Below are 14,962 nucleotides of genomic sequence, written 5' to 3'. Positions count from 1 at the left end.
CTATTTCAAGGACCAGATCGTCCCGGTGGTGAGCAAGGGCCGCAAGGGCGATGTGACGTTCGACACCGACGAGCACGTGCGCCATGACGCCACCATCGACGACATGACCAAGCTCAAGCCGGTCTTCGCCAAGGAAAACGGCACCGTCACCGCTGGCAATGCCTCGGGCCTGAACGACGCCGCCGCCGCGGTGGTGATGATGGAGCGTGCCGAGGCCGAGCGCCGCGGCCTGAAGCCGCTGGCGCGCCTGGTGTCTTACGGCCATGCCGGCGTCGACCCCAAGACCATGGGCATCGGCCCGGTGCCGGCGACCAGGATCGCGCTGGAACGCGCCGGCCTGCAGGTGTCGGACCTGGACGTGATCGAGGCCAACGAAGCCTTCGCCGCGCAGGCCTGCGCCGTGACCAAGGCACTCGGCCTGGATCCGGCCAAGGTCAACCCGAACGGCTCGGGCATCTCGCTGGGCCACCCGATCGGCGCCACCGGCGCGCTGATCACGGTGAAGGCGCTGTACGAACTGCAACGCGTGCAGGGCCGCTACGCGCTGGTGACGATGTGCATCGGCGGCGGGCAGGGCATTGCCGCCATCTTTGAGCGGATCTGAGGTTGGCCTTGCGCCGTGTGCTGCTGAAAATGTCTTTCTCGGCGCTGGCCGCCGTGCTCGCCCTGGCGGGCACGGCGCAGGCCGCACCGGCGACCGAGTTGTCGACCGGTCCGGTCGGGGCGGTTTCGGGCGGCAGCGAGGGCCTGGGCATCAACCAGGCCATCCGTGATGGCGAGGCGCGGCGCGGCAGCGCACTGTCCACCGCAACTGCCAGGCCGCTGGCACCGCGGCCGGAATACGCAAAGCTTCCTGTCTATGTCGGCAAGGTCGGCGACCAGCCCGTGCGGCTGCGGCTCGGCCCCAAGCCGGATGAGCGCGATAGCGTGCGCGGCGAATACGCCGGCCGCGGCGCAGGTGTGCGCCTGCTCGCCGGCGAATGGGAAAACGGTGCCTTCCTGATGGAAGAGTCGGACGACGGTACGCGCGTGACGGGCAACTGGGAGGGCAACATCGACGCCAGCGGCGCCGTGCGCGGCACCTGGACCGATGCCTTAAATCTGGCCATCGTGCTGCCGTTCTTTATCCGCCCGCTGGGGGTGCTGGTTATCCCGCCGTTCGACATGACACCCAACAGCGGCGTCACCTACGCGCCGCCGCCGCCCAAGTCGTCGATCTCGGGCTGGTAGTCCGGCAGCATGTTCCGCGTGACAAGCGGTCCGCCATCGTTCCCGGTGGCGCGGCCGGCATTTGCTGGTAAGCTCGAAGGCTCACAGAGTCTCATCCCTGGCTGGATAGTGTGATGCCTGCGTGGCATCGCGGCAACGCCGGCCAGTAGTCGCTAGTAGCCAGCAAGGAATCCGCCGTGTCCGATTCGCCGTCCGACAAGCCCGCATCCCGTCCCCATTACCTGCAGACCGTCGCGGTCCAGCCCGAGCTGGACATCGCATCCGGCTTTGCCTCGTTCTCGCCCGCCACCCACCGTGGCTCGACCGTGGTCTTTCGCAACCTGGCCGAACTTCGTGCCCAGGGCGACGGCACCACCACTTACTGGCGCTACGGCCTGCACGCCACCCCGACCAGCGAGGCGCTGTGCCAGCACCTGGCGCTGATCGAAGGCGCGCGCCATACCTTGCTGCTGCCTTCGGGGCTGGCGGCGATTTCGCTGGTCTACTTCGCGCTGCTCAAGAGCGGCGACGACGTGCTGGTGCCGCATAACGTTTACGGCCCCAACCGCGACCATGGCGAATGGCTGGCGCGCGACTACGGCGTGTCGGTGCGCTACTACGACCCGATGGACGTTGCCGGCATGGCCGCGATGATCCGTCCCGAGACGCGCCTGATCTGGATGGAGTCGCCGGGTTCGGTGACGATGGAGGTGGCGGACACCGATGCCATCGTCGCCGCCGCGCAGGCGCGTGGCGTGCTGACGGCGATCGACAATACCTGGTCGGGCGGCGTCTACTTCCGCCCGTTCGACAAGGGCATCGACATCTCGGTGCAGGCGCTGACCAAGTACCAGTCCGGCGGCAGCGATGTGCTGATGGGCGCGGTGATGACGCGCGACGATGCGCTGCACGACCGCCTGCGGCGCACCCGCATGCTGATGGGCTGGGGCGTGTCTGCCGATGACTGCCACCTGGTGCTGCGCGGGCTGCCGAGCCTGCCGGTGCGGCTGGCGGCGCACGACCGCGGCGCGCGCGAAGTCGCCGAATGGCTGCACCAGCGGCCCGAGGTGGCGCGCGTGCTGCATCCCGCGCTGCCCGACTGCCCGGGCCATGCCAACTGGCGGCGCGACTTCACCGGTGCCACCGGCCTGTTTGCCATCATCCTGCGCGCGCGCTACTCGCGCCGGCAGGTCGATGCCTTTGTCGAGGCGCTGCAGTTGTTCGCGATCGGCTGGTCGTGGGGTGGCGCGCATAGCCTGGCCGTGCCTTATCACGTGCAGGGCATGCGCCCGGCAGGCACCTGGCCGCCGGCCGGCTGGCAGGATACCGGCGAACTGGTGCGGCTCTATATCGGCCTGGAAGACACGCGCGACCTGATCGCCGACCTGCGCCAGGCAATGGAGGCGAAGCTGGGCGCGGCGTAAGGGATGCAAGGCGGAGGCGGGGCGCAGGCGCCCCGCGCCGCTTCAGGCAGGCTTGCGCAGCGCCAGGTTGAGCTGGTCGACCACTTCGGCCCAGTCGGCGTCGTCGAGAAGCTCGTCGTGCAGCAGCGCTGACTGCGCCGGCGTCCAGAACGGCGCCTCCGCCAGTTCCACATCGTCTGGCAGCGGCGCGTGCTGGCCGATGAAGCTGCGGATGCTGGCTTCATCCGAAGCCAGGCCGAGTTGCGCGAACAGTTCGGAAAACTGGTGGAAGGTCGGTTCCATGGCGGTCTGGTTTGATGGTTGGGGGGCTCATGTAGTGTAGGCGAGCCCCCGTTCAACCGTCGGGGCTCAGCGGGCGTCGACGCTGGGCATCGGCTTGGCGCCGGCGGCGGCCGTGGCCGTGGACGAGGCGGCCGTACGCGGCATCGCCCAGACCGACTCGGCCGCTCCGCTGCGCGCACGCCGCTGGGTGGCGCGGGCGAGGGCGACGAAGCCCGCCGCCAGCGCGATGGCGCCAATATCGAAGCCGGCGATGATCCAGTGCCCGCTGGGGATGCTGCGCAGCAGGTGGTCGCCGGTCAGGATGGCGTTGGATAGCGGCACGGTCAGCGCGGCCAGCGCCGCCACGTACAGCAGTTCGATCGCTCCGCGTACCGGCGGGCGCAGGAGCGCCCACGCACAGGCAATGCCGAACACCGTGAAGTAGGTGTAGCTCACCGCGCGTTCGGGCCACAGCAGCGCGGCCGGGAAGCATAGCGCCACGCCGATGCAGCAGCCGATGCAGACGCCGACGGTCGCCTGCGCCAGCAAGCGGTGCACGCGCGGCTGTTCGGCCTGGCGCAGCTTGCGCCGCGACTCGATCCACAGCAGGTTACCCGAATAGAACAGGAACGCGCCCGCCAGGCCCGCCAGCAGGTAGACCAGCCGCAGCGGCAGCGCGCCGAAGGTGCCGAAGTGCAGCGCATACAGCGCGCTGTACAGCCCGTGGTTGCTGTCGCGCGCACCGGCGGTCTGGTTGGCGGTCAGCTGGCCCGCGTCGGGTTCGCCCTGCGCGGCGTGGATCCCGACCGAGCCGAGATTGCCGAGCGCCCTGGCGCTGGTGCCGCGCACTTCGACCACGGCATTGGCGTCGCCGAAGCGCTGGAAGCGGAACGATTCCGGCGTGAAGCGTTCGCCGCCATGCTGTTGCGCGATCCGCACCAGGGTCTCGGTGGGCATCGTCGGCACCGCGCGGCCGGCGGCAGCCACCTCCGGCACCGCGGTGGTGGCACGCGGCACCGCTTCGAACAGGCGGCCATCGAAGGTCAGCGTGTTGAACACCATCATCAGCACCAGGGACAGGCAGAACAGCGCGCCGGTGACGGCAAAGACCAGGTGGAAGGGCAGGCTGAACAGTCCCAGCACGTTGTGCGCATCCATCCAGAAGCGCTTGAGGTTGCGTCCCGGGCGCACCGCGAACAGGTCCTTCCTGAGGCGCGGCAGGTGCAGCAGCACGCCCGACACCAGGGCGAGCCCGTAGAGCACCGAGATCGCGCCCATGAAGTAAATCCCGCCGACGGGGATGCCGAGCGAATAGTGCAGGCTGTTCAGGAACGCCGAGAGCTCACCGATCACCTGGTCGCGCGAGGTGTCGCGCTGCATCGCGGCATCGCCGGCCAGGCGCGCGTCGGTGGTCATCTGCCATTCGCCGGTCTTGTCCTGCCAGTAGGCGGCGATATTGGGCTCGCCTTCGGATGGCATGATCACGTAGGCGCTCGCGGCGGCCTCAGGGTGGATCGCGACCAGCTTGTGCATGAAGCGGTCGACCGCTGCGGGGTCGGCCTGGGCCTCGACCGGCGCGCTACCTTTCAGGCGCGTGGGAGACTGCCACACATGCAGCTCGTGGTGGAACACGGTCACGGCGCCGGCAAAGAAGGCGATGAACAGGGCCCAGCCGGCCATCAGGCCGACCCAGGTATGCAGCGTCTGGTACAGGCGCAGGGTTGCGGTTTTCATGATGGCGTTCTCAGGAGACGGACAGCGCGGCCGGGGCCAGGCCCGCCAGGCGCAGGGCCCACAGCGCGCCGAAGCAGAGCAGGTTGGCGCTGCCCAGCCACAGCCAGGCCGAGCGGCTGGTGCGGAACAACAGGCTGCAGCTGATGATGGCCACCCATACGGGCAGGCAAGCCACGACCGCGGCGACGAGGCCAGTTTCCCAGCCACCGGGCAGCCAGAGGATAGACAGCGTGCACAGCGCCACGGCGAGCGGCAGGCCAAGCAGGGTGCCTGCCAGCCACTTGGTGCCCATGGTCTCGGTGGTGGCGCTCATGCCCGTTTCCCCCTCTGGCCCTGCGCCGCCAGGCGCCTGCGGTGGACATAGGTGCCCACGAAGGGCCAGGCCGACAGCGCGCACGGCACCGTAGCCAGGCTGGCGGCGATCGCCACCGGCCAGCCATCGGTCGTGCTCCACAGCCAGGTGCTGGCGAGCACGAGCACCAGGCCCAGCCAGCCGGATACGCGCGGCTGCGGGACACGTCCTGGTGGTAGCAGGACCTGGTTAGGCGCGGCCAGGTACAGGCAGGCAGCCGCCGCCAGGCCCAGGAAAACGGCCAGAGCTTGCATGAGGGGAAATGTCAGCGAATAGAAACATTAATAGTAATGATTCGCATTTCAATGAGCAAGCGGAATGTTGGAGGTCAACATCCAGATCTGGTGTGCCTGTCACCGCCCGGAACTCCGGCCAGCAACGTCCGATCGAACGCCGCCGGGCGGCAGGCAGGATTTCAGTGCGGGAACAGTTCCAGCAGCCCGTCCAGCCCGACGTGGTTGAACGCCACGCTGGCCTGCGCGCGCACCACCGGCTTGGCGCGGAACGCCACCGAGAGGCCGGCGACCGCCATCATCTTGAGGTCGTTGGAGCCGTCGCCCATGACGATGGCCTGGTCCGGCGTGGCGCCGATCAGCGCGCAGACTTCCTGCACGGTACGGGCCTTGACGTCGGCGTTGACGATCTCGCCGACTACGTTGCCGGTCAGCTTGCCGTCGACGATCTCCAGCGTATTGGCGCGGGTGAAGTCCAGCTTCAGGCGCGGCTTGAGCTGGTCGGTGAAGTGGACGAAACCGCCCGACACCAGCAGCGTCTTGATGCCCAGCGCCTGCACGGCCTGCAGCATGCGCTCGGCACCCGGCGACAGGCGCAGGCGTTCCGCATAGACGCGGTCGAGCACGCTGGCGTCCAGGCCCTTGAGCAGCGCCACGCGGCGCCGCAGGCTTTCATTGAAATCGGTGATCTCGCCACGCATCGCGGCTTCGGTGATGGCGGAAACCTCGGCCTTGAGGCCGCAGAAATCCGCGATCTCGTCGATGCACTCGATCGTGATCAGCGTCGAGTCCATATCCATCGCCACCAGCCGGAAGTCCGACAGCTTGCGTCCGGCCGGGACCACGGCCCAGTCGATCGCGCGCGGACCGCAGAAATCGTCCAGCGCATCGCGCAGCGCCGGCGTCAGCGGCGCGCAGTCTTCGGCAGCGGCCACGGTGTCGCCGCGCGGCTCCAGTTCGGAGGCGCGGGCGAGCGTGCGGACGGTGTCGAAGTCGGCGGCGGAAAGCGGGGCAGTGCTCTGGAGAATCAGGGGCATGACAGCGAGGATCGGGCGCGCGCCTCAGGGCAGGGAAGCGGGGCGGCAATGCGGAAAAACCGCTATTGTAGCCGCCCGGGCCAATTTGCAGCGCGCTCAGCGCTGCTTCATCAGCATGTAGGCCACCGTCAGGTTGGACAGCGTGCGCACGCCGTTGATCAGCGCCGGCTTGTCCACATAGAACTCCGGCGAGGACTGGAGGGCGCCTTGGTCACATCCTGGCCCTTGGGTGTCACGCCAGACAAAGCCGGTCAGGCCATGCGCAGGCTATCCACGACCTTATGCAAGAACGTCTCGCACGCCGCCAGCTGTTCCAGGGTGACAAACTCATCCGGCTTGTGCGCCTGCTGGATATCGCCGGGCCCGCACACCACCGCCGGAATGCCCGCGCGCTGAAACAGCCCGGCCTCGGTGCCATAGGCGACCTTGTTGGTCTCGCGGTCCGCCGTCAGCGCCCGCACCAGCTGCGTGATCGCGGCCTGCTCGGCGGCATCCAGCGACGGCGCCGCGGCGATCTTGCTTAGCGTCAGGTCGGCATCGGCATGCTCGGCGCGCATCTTCGGCAGCAGTACGTCGCTGGCGTAGGCATGGATGCGCGCGTAGATCGCTTCCGGATCCACCCCAGGCAAATTGCGGAACTCGAACACGAACTCGCACAGCGCGGGGATGGTATTGAGCGCAATGCCGCCCTGGATGGTGCCGGTCTGCGCGGTGGTGTAGGGCACGTCGAAGGCCTCGTCGTAAGGACCGTTGGCCTTGAACTCATCGGCGATATCGCGGATGAAGCAGATCAGCCGCGCCGCATATTCGATCGCATTGACGCCGCGCGGCGTCAGGGACGAGTGCGCGGCCTGGCCCCGGACGCAGCAGCGGTAGGCGTTGATGCCCTTGTGCGCCACGATCACGCGCATGCTGGTCGGCTCGCCGACGATGCAGCCGCCGGGCGTCACGCCACGGTCGCGCAGTTCGGCCAGCAGGTAGGGCGCGCCCATGCAGCCGATCTCTTCATCGAAGGAGAGGGCGTAGTGCACCGGCTCGCGCAGCTTCGCGTCGAGGATGGCCGGCAGCAGCGACAGGCTGGTGCCGATGAACCCCTTCATGTCGCAGGTGCCGCGGCCATACAGCTTGCCGTCGCGGATCACCGGCTTGAACGGATCGGTAGTCCAGTTCTGGCCGTCCACCGGCACCACGTCGGTGTGGCCCGACAGCACGATGCCGCCGTTGGTGCTGCCATTGGCCGCGGGCACCGTGACAAAGAGATTGGCCTTGTCCTGCTGCGGGTTGTAGCTCAGATGCGGCTTCAAGCCCCTGGCCAGGAAGTGGTCGCGCACGGTCTCGATCAGGCCGAGGTTGGAGTGGCGGCTGGTGGTGTCGTAGGCGACCAGCCGCTGGGTCCATTCGAGCGCGCTGCCGCGCGCGGCATGGTCATTGGCGGTCTTGGTCTGGGTCGGGGCGGCGGCTTGGGCTGGCATGGGGCGCTATCACTAACCGGTCAGGAGTCCGATGCTACACCCGGTCGAATGCCGAGTCCATGCAAGCGGCGCATGGCACCGCCCCGCAGCATTACGCCAGTTGCCGCAGCGTATGCTTGATCGTCTGCGCGCGTAGCGTCACATCCGGCATCTTGGCCTCGATGCGCAGCTTGTCCTGCCCCGCCAGCTTGATATGCCGGTTCTTCTGCACCAGGTCGATGATGCGCATGGCATCGATCGGCGGATTGGGCACGAACTGCACGCTGATGGTGGCCTCGCCCGCGTCGATCTTGCGCACGCCCAGTGGTGCCGCGGCGATGCGCAGCCGGTGCGTTTCCACCAGCGCCTGAGCCTGCGCCGGCAGCCTGCCGAAGCGGTCGATCAGCTCTTCCTGGATATCGTCGACACGCTCGGCGGTCTCGCAGTTGGCCAGGCGCTTGTACAGCGACAGGCGTTCATGCACATCGCCGCAGTAGTCGTTGGGCAGCAGCGCCGGCGTGCCGAGGTTGATCTCGGTGGTCGCCGCCAGCGGCGCCATCAGGTCGGGCTCCTTGCCGGCCTTCAGCGCCTTGACAGCATGATTGAGCATGTCGGTGTAGAGCTGGAAGCCGATCTCGTGGATCTCGCCCGACTGCTTGTCGCCCAGCACCTCGCCGGCGCCGCGGATTTCCAGGTCGTGCATGGCCAGGTAGAAGCCCGAGCCGAGCTCCTCCATCTGCTGGATCGCTTCGAGCCGGCGCTGCGCCTGCTTGGTCAGGCCGTCGACATCGTGCACCAGCAGGTAGGCATAGGCCTGGTGGTGCGAACGCCCCACGCGGCCGCGCAGCTGGTGCAGCTGCGCCAGCCCGAACTTGTCGGAGCGGTGGATCAGGATGGTGTTGGCGGTCGGCACGTCGATGCCGGTCTCGATAATGGTGGTGCACAGCAGGATGTTGTCGCGGCGCGAGACAAAGTCGCGCATCACGCGCTCCAGCTCGCGCTCGTGCATCTGGCCGTGCGCCACGGCGATGCGCGCCTCTGGCACCAGCTCGGCGAGCTTTGCGCGCTTGTTCTCGATGGTCTCGACCTCGTTGTGCAGGAAGTAGACTTGCCCGCCGCGCTTGAGCTCGCGCAGGATGGCCTCGCGGATCACGCCGTCTTCCTCGCGCCGTACGAAGGTCTTGATTGCCAGCCGCTTCTGCGGCGCGGTGGCGATCACCGAGAAATCGCGCAGGCCTTCCAGTGCCATGCCCAGCGTGCGCGGGATCGGCGTGGCGGTCAGCGTCAGGATGTCGACCTCGGCGCGCAGCGTCTTCAGCGCTTCCTTCTGGCGCACGCCGAAGCGGTGTTCCTCGTCGATGATGACCAGTCCCAGGCGCTGGAATTTGACCTGGTCGGACAGGATCTTGTGCGTGCCGATAACGATGTCGACGCTGCCCTCGTTGATCTGCTTGATGGCCGCGTCGATCTCCTTCTTGGTCTTGAAGCGCGACAGCTCGACGATGCGCACCGGCCATTCGGCGAAGCGGTCGGACAGCGTCTGGAAGTGCTGCTCGGCCAGCAGCGTGGTCGGCGCGAGCATCGCCACCTGCTTGCCGCCGAGCACCGCGACAAAGGCAGCGCGCAGCGCGACTTCGGTCTTGCCGAAGCCGACATCGCCGCAGACCAGCCGGTCCATCGGCTTGCCCGAGGTCATGTCGGCGATCACCGCGGCGATGGCGGCGGCCTGGTCCGGCGTTTCCTCGAAGCCGAAGCTCTCGGCAAAGGTCTCGTAGTCCTTCGGCGACAGCGGGAAGGCGAAGCCCTCGCGCGCGGCGCGGCGCGCATACAGGTTCAGCAGTTCGGCGGCGGTATCGCGGATCTGCTGCGCGGCGCGGCGCTTGGCCTTGTCCCACTGGCCCGAGCCCAGGTGGTGCAGGGGCGCGGTGTCCGGATCGGCGCCGGAGTAGCGCGAGATCACGTGCAACTGGTGCACCGGCACATACAGCTTGCTGGCCTTGTCGTATTCGAGGTGCAGGAATTCCTCCTCGCCCTGGCCCATGTCGAGCGACACCAGGCCATGGTAGCGGCCGATGCCGTGCTCGCTGTGCACCACCGGATCGCCGATCTTCAGTTCGGCCAGGTCGCGCACCATCGAGTCGACGGCGGTGGCCTGCTCCTGCTTGCGGCGGCCGGTGCGGCGCGCGGTGCCGGCGTACAGCTCGGCCTCGGTGACGAAGGCAAACGGTCCTTGCGGCAGCGCGAAGCCGCTTTGCAAGGGCGCCACCGCGATCGAGAAGTGCGATTCGCCGGCAAGGAACGCGGCAAAGTCGTCCACTGGCTGCGGGCGCAGGCCGCTTTCGGCAAACAGCTGCAGCAGCGTCTCGCGCCGGCCGGCGGAGTCTGCGCACATCAGCACGCGGGTCTGCTTGTCGAGCAGCAGCGATTCCAGGTTGACCAGCGGATCTTCGGCGCGCCGGTTGACCGAGACATCGGGCAGGATCGCCGAGAACGGCGGCTGGTCCGCGCCGGGCTCGGCCTGCAGCACCAGCCGCGCCATCGGCTTGGCGCCGACGAAGAACTGCTCCTCGGACAGGAACAGGTCGGCCGGCGGCAGCAGCGGCCGCTCGCGGTCGTGCCGCATGAAGTTGTAGCGCTGCGTGGTGTCGGCCCAGAAGCGGCGGATCGCTTCATCGATGTTGCCTGCAAAGGCGAGCTGCGTATCCGCCGGCAGATAGTCGAACAGCGTCGCGCTGTTTTCGAAAAACAGCGGCAGGTAGTACTCGATGCCCGCCGACGGCACGCCGTTGCCGATGTCCTTGTAGATCGGCGACTTGGTCGGGTCACCCTCGAACACTTCGCGCCAGCGGCCGCGGAACGCGGTGCGCGCGGCTTCGTCGAGCGGGAACTCGCGGCCCGGCAACAGGCGCACTTCCTTGACCGGGTACAGGCTGCGCTGCGTGTCCGGGTCGAAGGCGCGGATGGTCTCGATCTCGTCGCCGAACAGGTCGATCCGGTACGGCAGGGCCGAGCCCATGGGGTACAGGTCGATCAGGCCGCCGCGCACGCTGTATTCGCCCGGGCGCATCACGGCGCTGACGTGCTCGTACCCGGCCAGCGTGAACTGCGCCTTCAGCGCAGCTTCGTCCAGACGCTCGCCCTGCTTGAAGAAGAAGGTGTAGGCCGCCAGGAAAGAGGGCGGGGCCAGCCGGTACAGCGCGGTGCTGGCCGGCACCAGCATCACGTCGCATTGGCCGCCCTGGATATCGTGCAGCGTGGCAAGGCGTTCGGAGACCAGGTCCTGGTGTGGCGAGAAGCTGTCGTACGGCAGCGTTTCCCAGTCGGGCAGCAGGCGCACGCGCAGCTCGGGGGCGAACCAGGGGATTTCTTCGGCCAGGCGCTGGGCGTCGACGGCATTGGCGCACACCACTGCCAGCATCGGCACGCGCGCGCGGTGCTGCCGCGCGTAGGCGGCAAGGGCCAGGGCATCGGCGGAGCCACGCAGGCCGGCCACGGTGTGGCGCAGGCCGGGCTTGACCAGCGGCAGGTTGACGAAGGGCAGGGAGGGCGTAGCGTCAGGCATGGCGGCAACGAGGCGTTCAAAACGACGACACCCCGCCGGCATCGCGGGCGGGGGTCGGACAGAATGCTGCGGGCACGTGGCCGCACCCGCCCACGCCGCCAGGCACGCATGCGCATGGCGACGGGCAAGGGCCGTATTATAGAATGCGACCCGGTTGTCCCGCTGGCGCCACGGCGCCGGCGCGAGCCCAGCCACTGCAGTTCCACTTCGCCCTCCACTTCCTGCCCAAGCCGTGTCCGCTCGCCGCTTTGCCCTGATTCCCTGTGCCGGTACCGGCAGCCGCGCCGGCGGCACCGTTCCCAAGCAGTACCAGACCGTGGCCGGCCGGCCGATGATCTGGTACGCGCTGGCGGCGTTCTCGGCGTGCGATGCGATCAACGCCACCGCGCTGGTGCTGGCGCCCGACGACATGCCGCTGGAATCGCGCTTCGGCGCCGCCACGTTCGCCGGGCTGCGCTTCGACACCGCCTTCGTTGGCGGCGACACGCGGCATGCATCGGTGCTGGCGGGACTGCATCACCTGGCCCAGCTCGGCGCCACCGATACCGACTGGGTGCTGGTGCACGACGCCGCGCGCCCGGGCCTGACCCCGGCGATGATCCACGCGCTGGTGCGCGCGGTCGAAAGCGACGGCGACGATGATCCGGATGCGGCCATCGGCGGCATCCTGGCGGTGCCGGTGCCCGACACCCTCAAGCGTGCGCAGGACGATGCCCGTATCGGCGGCACCGTGCCGCGCGAAGGGCTGTGGCAGGCGCAGACCCCGCAGATGTTTCGCCTCGGCGTGCTGCGCCAGGCGCTGCAGGATGCCATGGCGGCCGGCGCGGTGGTGACCGACGAAGCCAGCGCGATCGAGCGGCTGGGGCTGCATCCGCGGCTGGTCAACGGCTCGCTGCGCAATTTCAAGGTGACATACCCGGAAGACTTCGCGCTTGCCGAAGTGCTGCTGGGGACCGGAGCAAATGGAGCATAAGGAGCGTAACCGCAATGATGCCTTTCGATATCCGCGTGGGCCAGGGCTATGACGTCCACGCATTGGTGCCGGGCCGCAAGCTGATCCTTGGCGGCGTGGAGATTCCGCACGACCGCGGCCTGCTGGGCCATTCGGATGCCGACGCGCTGCTGCACGCTGTGACTGACGCGTTGTTCGGCGCGGCTGCGCTGGGTGATATCGGCCGTCATTTCCCCGATACCGACGCGCAGTTTGCCGGCGCCGACAGCCGCGTGCTGCTGCGCGAGGCCGCGCGCCGCGTGCGCGCGGCGGGCTACGAGATCGGCAATGTCGATGCCACCGTGATTGCGCAGGCGCCCAGGCTGGCACCGCATGTCGGCGCGATGGTGGCCAACCTGGCGGAAGACCTGGGGCTGGCGCCCGGGCGCTGCAACGTCAAGGCAAAGACCAACGAAAAGCTGGGCTTCGAAGGGCGGCAGGAAGGGATCGTGGCGCAGGCCGCGGTGCTGGTCTGGCGCGCCTCGGTGACGGGCGCGCAGGACTGAGCGCCGTGCCGTGGGCGCGGTGGGCGGGGCTGGCGAACGCTGCTAGCTGCGTGGCGCGTCCGCCGCCGGGGCATTTTCCGGCGGGATGGCGTAGGTGTAGTCGATCAGCCGCGCCATGGCGCCCGAGCGCGCACCGGCCTCGGTGCGCTTGGTGAAGCCCATCTGCTGCACCAGCCGGTTGGCCGAGGCCATCTCAGGCATGGTCCTTACCAGCAGCGTGGGCGAGCCGATATCGCGCGCGCGCTGGATGCAGATCTGCATCAGCGTGCGCCCCAGCCCCAGGCCGCGCGCCTGCGGGCTGACCGACAGCAGCCGCGCCTCCGGCTGCGTCAGCGTGATGGTGCTGCCGTCGAGCGCGGGCAGCGTTGCCCCGGGATGGCAGAACAGCACGGCGCCCATGATGCCGTGGTCGGTTTCCGCCACCCACCATTCCATGTCGGGATTGCTGGTCGCCAGCACTGCCTGCATGCCGCGCTGGAACGAAGCCCGGCAGTCTTCCATGATTTCCAGCTCATACTGGCCATAGGCTTGCTGCGTGACTGCAGCAATGTCGCCCCAGTCATGCACCGCGGCAAGGCGGTAGTGGAAACGGGGAGAAGTCGGCGAAGGCAGGGTCATGGCAGGCTGAAAGTGCATATCCTGCCTGGATTGTAGGCCGATCGCCGCGCCAGTGCAGTCCCGGCGCGGGGTCGGTTGCAAGATGGGAACAGCCGGCATTTCCCGCTGGGAAGCTGCCGGCTGCTGTGCTACAGGGGCCGTGGGACGGCCCCTACGGAGGGCGCGGGGGCGCGCTGTCCGCTTACTGGGCGGCGATCACGTTGGCCGCGGCCACGATCACCGCGGCGATGCGGCCCACGTCGCGCAGTTGCTGCGCGGTCATGCCCTGTTCGTTCTTCAGCAACTGGTAGTGCGACTTCACGCAGAAGTGGCATTTGCCCACGATCGACGCGGCCAGCGCGTACATCTCGAAACGGCGCTTGTCGACGCCGCCATGGGTGGCGTAGGCGTTCATGCGCAGGCCGGCCGGCTGGGTCGACAGGTCGGTGTCGTCCGCCATCTCGACGTACGGGTACCAGGTGTTGTTCATGCCCATCAGCGCGGCGGCGGTCAGCGCGCCGTTGGTTTCCTCGGGCGACAGCACGCCCGCATTGCGGATGGCATCCACCAGCACCTTGCTCTGCGCCGCGAATGCCGCCGCCAGCGCCACGCCGACCGCATCGTTGCCTTCCAGCGAGGAACGGGCGATGGTGCCGTCCACGTTCAGGCGGATGTCCTTGGCGTAATCGGGGATCCGGTTCTTAATCGTGCTGAGGAATTCCATTTATTTCTCCTATCGATCGGGGCCCAAAAAACCCGCGCAAGCGGGTTTCGGAGCGGAGAGCGAGGCCCTCCGCGGATCGCCACAGTGTCTGGCGAAGAACTGCAGATTACAGCGTTGCGCCACCAACGGCACGGTTGCACGGGCACAGCTCGTCCGTTTGCAGGCCGTCCAGGATACGCAGGACTTCGTCCGGGTTGCGGCCGACGTTCAGGTTGTTCACCGAAACGTGCTGGATCACGTTGTCCGGGTCGACGATGAAGGTCGCACGCAGGGCCACGCCGGCGGCCTGATCACGCACGCCCAGCTGGTCGACCAGCGAGCCGGTCACGTCGGCGAATTGCCACTGGTCCAGCTTGTTCAGGTCCTTGTGCTCGCGGCGCCATGCCAGCTTGACGAATTCGTTGTCGGTCGAGCCGCCGAGCACGATCGCGTCGCGGTCAGCGAAGTCGCCGTTCAGCTTGGCGAAGGCCACGATTTCGGTCGGGCACACGAAAGTGAAGTCCTTCGGGTAGAAGTAGATGACCTTCCACTTGCCTTCGAACGACTTTTCGGTGATGTCTTCGAAAGCCGACTGGCCGTTCTCTTCGTGATTGTTGAAACCCGGCTTGACACCGACGACGTGGAAGGCTTCGAGCTTTTCACCAACGGTCTTCATAAGACTATCTCCAGATACGGTTGCAGTAAGAACAGTGCCGCCGCTGCGGTCCCGGCGTGGATCTTGCCACGCACTTTGCTGCGGTGCACCGCGACAAAACGTGATTATGCGTGATCATCCCGCGTGGGGCTAATTGATATTCTCAAAGAGCCCGATAGGCATGGCTGGTTCAGTACCGCCTGCATCGTCCCGCGAGAGCCAGCGAAACGGAGCGGCAAGTATGCCA

The 14,962-nt window shown here is 67.8% G+C and carries 15 protein-coding genes and 1 pseudogene; 5 read left to right on the top strand and 11 right to left on the bottom strand.

Annotated elements, in window-relative coordinates; all coding sequences use genetic code 11:
* The 3 genes from K309_RS0127095 to K309_RS0127085 form a co-directional block, all read left to right on the top strand.
* On the top strand, positions 1-604 hold a 604-nt coding region (locus K309_RS0127095), incomplete at its 5' end, for an acetyl-CoA C-acyltransferase (protein ID WP_029045021.1).
* A 29-nt stretch (positions 605-633) separates the two neighbouring features.
* Positions 634-1,230: a hypothetical protein gene (locus tag K309_RS0127090; RefSeq protein WP_035878457.1), complete on the top strand. Its 597-nt coding sequence runs from the start codon at positions 634-636 to the stop codon at positions 1,228-1,230.
* A gap of 176 nt (positions 1,231-1,406) precedes the next feature.
* The gene (locus tag K309_RS0127085) at positions 1,407-2,633 is read left to right on the top strand and encodes a cystathionine beta-lyase (RefSeq protein WP_029049292.1); all 1,227 of its coding nucleotides are present in this window, start codon (positions 1,407-1,409) and stop codon (positions 2,631-2,633) included.
* Positions 2,634-2,675: 42 nt separating this feature from the next.
* On the opposite strand, the gene K309_RS0127080 is transcribed toward K309_RS0127085, so the two are convergent.
* The 8 genes and pseudogenes from K309_RS0127080 to mfd form a co-directional block, all read right to left on the bottom strand.
* Positions 2,676-2,915: a DUF2789 domain-containing protein gene (locus K309_RS0127080; RefSeq protein ID WP_029049291.1), complete on the bottom strand. Its 240-nt coding sequence runs from the start codon at positions 2,913-2,915 to the stop codon at positions 2,676-2,678.
* 66 nt (positions 2,916-2,981) lie between these two features.
* Positions 2,982-4,628, bottom strand: coding sequence for a PepSY-associated TM helix domain-containing protein (locus K309_RS0127075; RefSeq protein ID WP_029049290.1), 1,647 nt, complete (start codon positions 4,626-4,628; stop codon positions 2,982-2,984).
* Between the two features lie 10 nt (positions 4,629-4,638).
* Entirely contained in the window at positions 4,639-4,941 is a 303-nt protein-coding gene (locus tag K309_RS0127070) for a hypothetical protein (RefSeq protein ID WP_029049289.1), read from the bottom strand.
* The gene (locus tag K309_RS0127065; RefSeq protein WP_029049288.1) at positions 4,938-5,234 is read right to left on the bottom strand and encodes a hypothetical protein; all 297 of its coding nucleotides are present in this window, start codon (positions 5,232-5,234) and stop codon (positions 4,938-4,940) included. The genes K309_RS0127070 and K309_RS0127065 overlap by 4 nt, the downstream gene beginning before the upstream one ends.
* 161 nt (positions 5,235-5,395) lie before the next feature.
* On the bottom strand, positions 5,396-6,250 hold the full coding sequence (gene serB / locus K309_RS0127060; protein WP_029049287.1) for a phosphoserine phosphatase SerB: 855 nt from the start codon (positions 6,248-6,250) through the stop codon (positions 5,396-5,398).
* A 96-nt stretch (positions 6,251-6,346) separates the two neighbouring features.
* A pseudogene (locus K309_RS43185) lies at positions 6,347-6,489 on the bottom strand (amidohydrolase); the annotation flags it as partial.
* A gap of 12 nt (positions 6,490-6,501) precedes the next feature.
* Positions 6,502-7,722 (bottom strand): acetylornithine deacetylase, encoded by a 1,221-nt coding sequence (gene argE / locus K309_RS0127050; protein ID WP_029049286.1) that lies wholly within the window; start codon positions 7,720-7,722, stop codon positions 6,502-6,504.
* A gap of 91 nt (positions 7,723-7,813) precedes the next feature.
* Complete coding sequence (gene mfd, locus K309_RS0127045) at positions 7,814-11,263, bottom strand: transcription-repair coupling factor (RefSeq protein ID WP_029049285.1); 3,450 nt, start codon at positions 11,261-11,263, stop codon at positions 7,814-7,816.
* 232 nt (positions 11,264-11,495) lie between these two features.
* On the opposite strand from mfd, the gene ispD reads away from it, so the two are divergent.
* Together ispD and ispF are read left to right on the top strand one after the other, a co-directional pair.
* Entirely contained in the window at positions 11,496-12,236 is a 741-nt protein-coding gene (gene ispD / locus K309_RS0127040; protein WP_029049284.1) for a 2-C-methyl-D-erythritol 4-phosphate cytidylyltransferase, read from the top strand.
* A 14-nt stretch (positions 12,237-12,250) separates the two neighbouring features.
* Positions 12,251-12,760 (top strand): 2-C-methyl-D-erythritol 2,4-cyclodiphosphate synthase, encoded by a 510-nt coding sequence (gene ispF, locus K309_RS0127035; protein ID WP_029049283.1) that lies wholly within the window; start codon positions 12,251-12,253, stop codon positions 12,758-12,760.
* A gap of 42 nt (positions 12,761-12,802) precedes the next feature.
* Here the strand turns inward: ispF and K309_RS0127030 are convergent, their stop codons facing one another.
* The 3 genes from K309_RS0127030 to K309_RS0127020 all read right to left on the bottom strand — a co-directional run bounded on the left by K309_RS0127030 (position 12,803) and on the right by K309_RS0127020 (position 14,736).
* Positions 12,803-13,378, bottom strand: coding sequence for a GNAT family N-acetyltransferase (locus tag K309_RS0127030; protein ID WP_029049282.1), 576 nt, complete (start codon positions 13,376-13,378; stop codon positions 12,803-12,805).
* 181 nt (positions 13,379-13,559) lie between these two features.
* Positions 13,560-14,081, bottom strand: a complete 522-nt coding sequence (locus tag K309_RS0127025) for a carboxymuconolactone decarboxylase family protein (RefSeq protein ID WP_029049281.1) — start codon at positions 14,079-14,081, stop codon at positions 13,560-13,562.
* A gap of 106 nt (positions 14,082-14,187) precedes the next feature.
* Positions 14,188-14,736, bottom strand: a complete 549-nt coding sequence (locus K309_RS0127020) for a peroxiredoxin (protein WP_029049280.1) — start codon at positions 14,734-14,736, stop codon at positions 14,188-14,190.
* Between the last annotated feature and the right edge of the window lie 226 nt (positions 14,737-14,962).

Source organism: Cupriavidus phytohabitans, assembly GCF_000426345.1.
Taxonomy (GTDB): Bacteria; Pseudomonadota; Gammaproteobacteria; order Burkholderiales; family Burkholderiaceae; genus Cupriavidus.
Note: the sequence above shows the minus strand (reverse complement) of the source record. Positions and strands in the feature narration are given on the sequence as shown.

Coding starts and splice junctions, on each gene's coding strand:
- K309_RS0127025 (WP_029049281.1), bottom strand. CDS start 14,081: ATGGAATTCCTCAGCACGATTAAGAACCGGATCCCCGATTACGCCAAG.
- ispF (WP_029049283.1), top strand. CDS start 12,251: ATGATGCCTTTCGATATCCGCGTGGGCCAGGGCTATGACGTCCACGCA.
- K309_RS0127080 (WP_029049291.1), bottom strand. CDS start 2,915: ATGGAACCGACCTTCCACCAGTTTTCCGAACTGTTCGCGCAACTCGGC.
- K309_RS0127065 (WP_029049288.1), bottom strand. CDS start 5,234: ATGCAAGCTCTGGCCGTTTTCCTGGGCCTGGCGGCGGCTGCCTGCCTG.
- K309_RS0127030 (WP_029049282.1), bottom strand. CDS start 13,378: ATGACCCTGCCTTCGCCGACTTCTCCCCGTTTCCACTACCGCCTTGCC.
- K309_RS0127090 (WP_035878457.1), top strand. CDS start 634: ATGTCTTTCTCGGCGCTGGCCGCCGTGCTCGCCCTGGCGGGCACGGCG.
- K309_RS0127070 (WP_029049289.1), bottom strand. CDS start 4,941: ATGAGCGCCACCACCGAGACCATGGGCACCAAGTGGCTGGCAGGCACC.
- K309_RS0127075 (WP_029049290.1), bottom strand. CDS start 4,628: ATGAAAACCGCAACCCTGCGCCTGTACCAGACGCTGCATACCTGGGTC.
- argE (WP_029049286.1), bottom strand. CDS start 7,722: ATGCCAGCCCAAGCCGCCGCCCCGACCCAGACCAAGACCGCCAATGAC.
- mfd (WP_029049285.1), bottom strand. CDS start 11,263: ATGCCTGACGCTACGCCCTCCCTGCCCTTCGTCAACCTGCCGCTGGTC.
- K309_RS0127020 (WP_029049280.1), bottom strand. CDS start 14,736: ATGAAGACCGTTGGTGAAAAGCTCGAAGCCTTCCACGTCGTCGGTGTC.
- serB (WP_029049287.1), bottom strand. CDS start 6,250: ATGCCCCTGATTCTCCAGAGCACTGCCCCGCTTTCCGCCGCCGACTTC.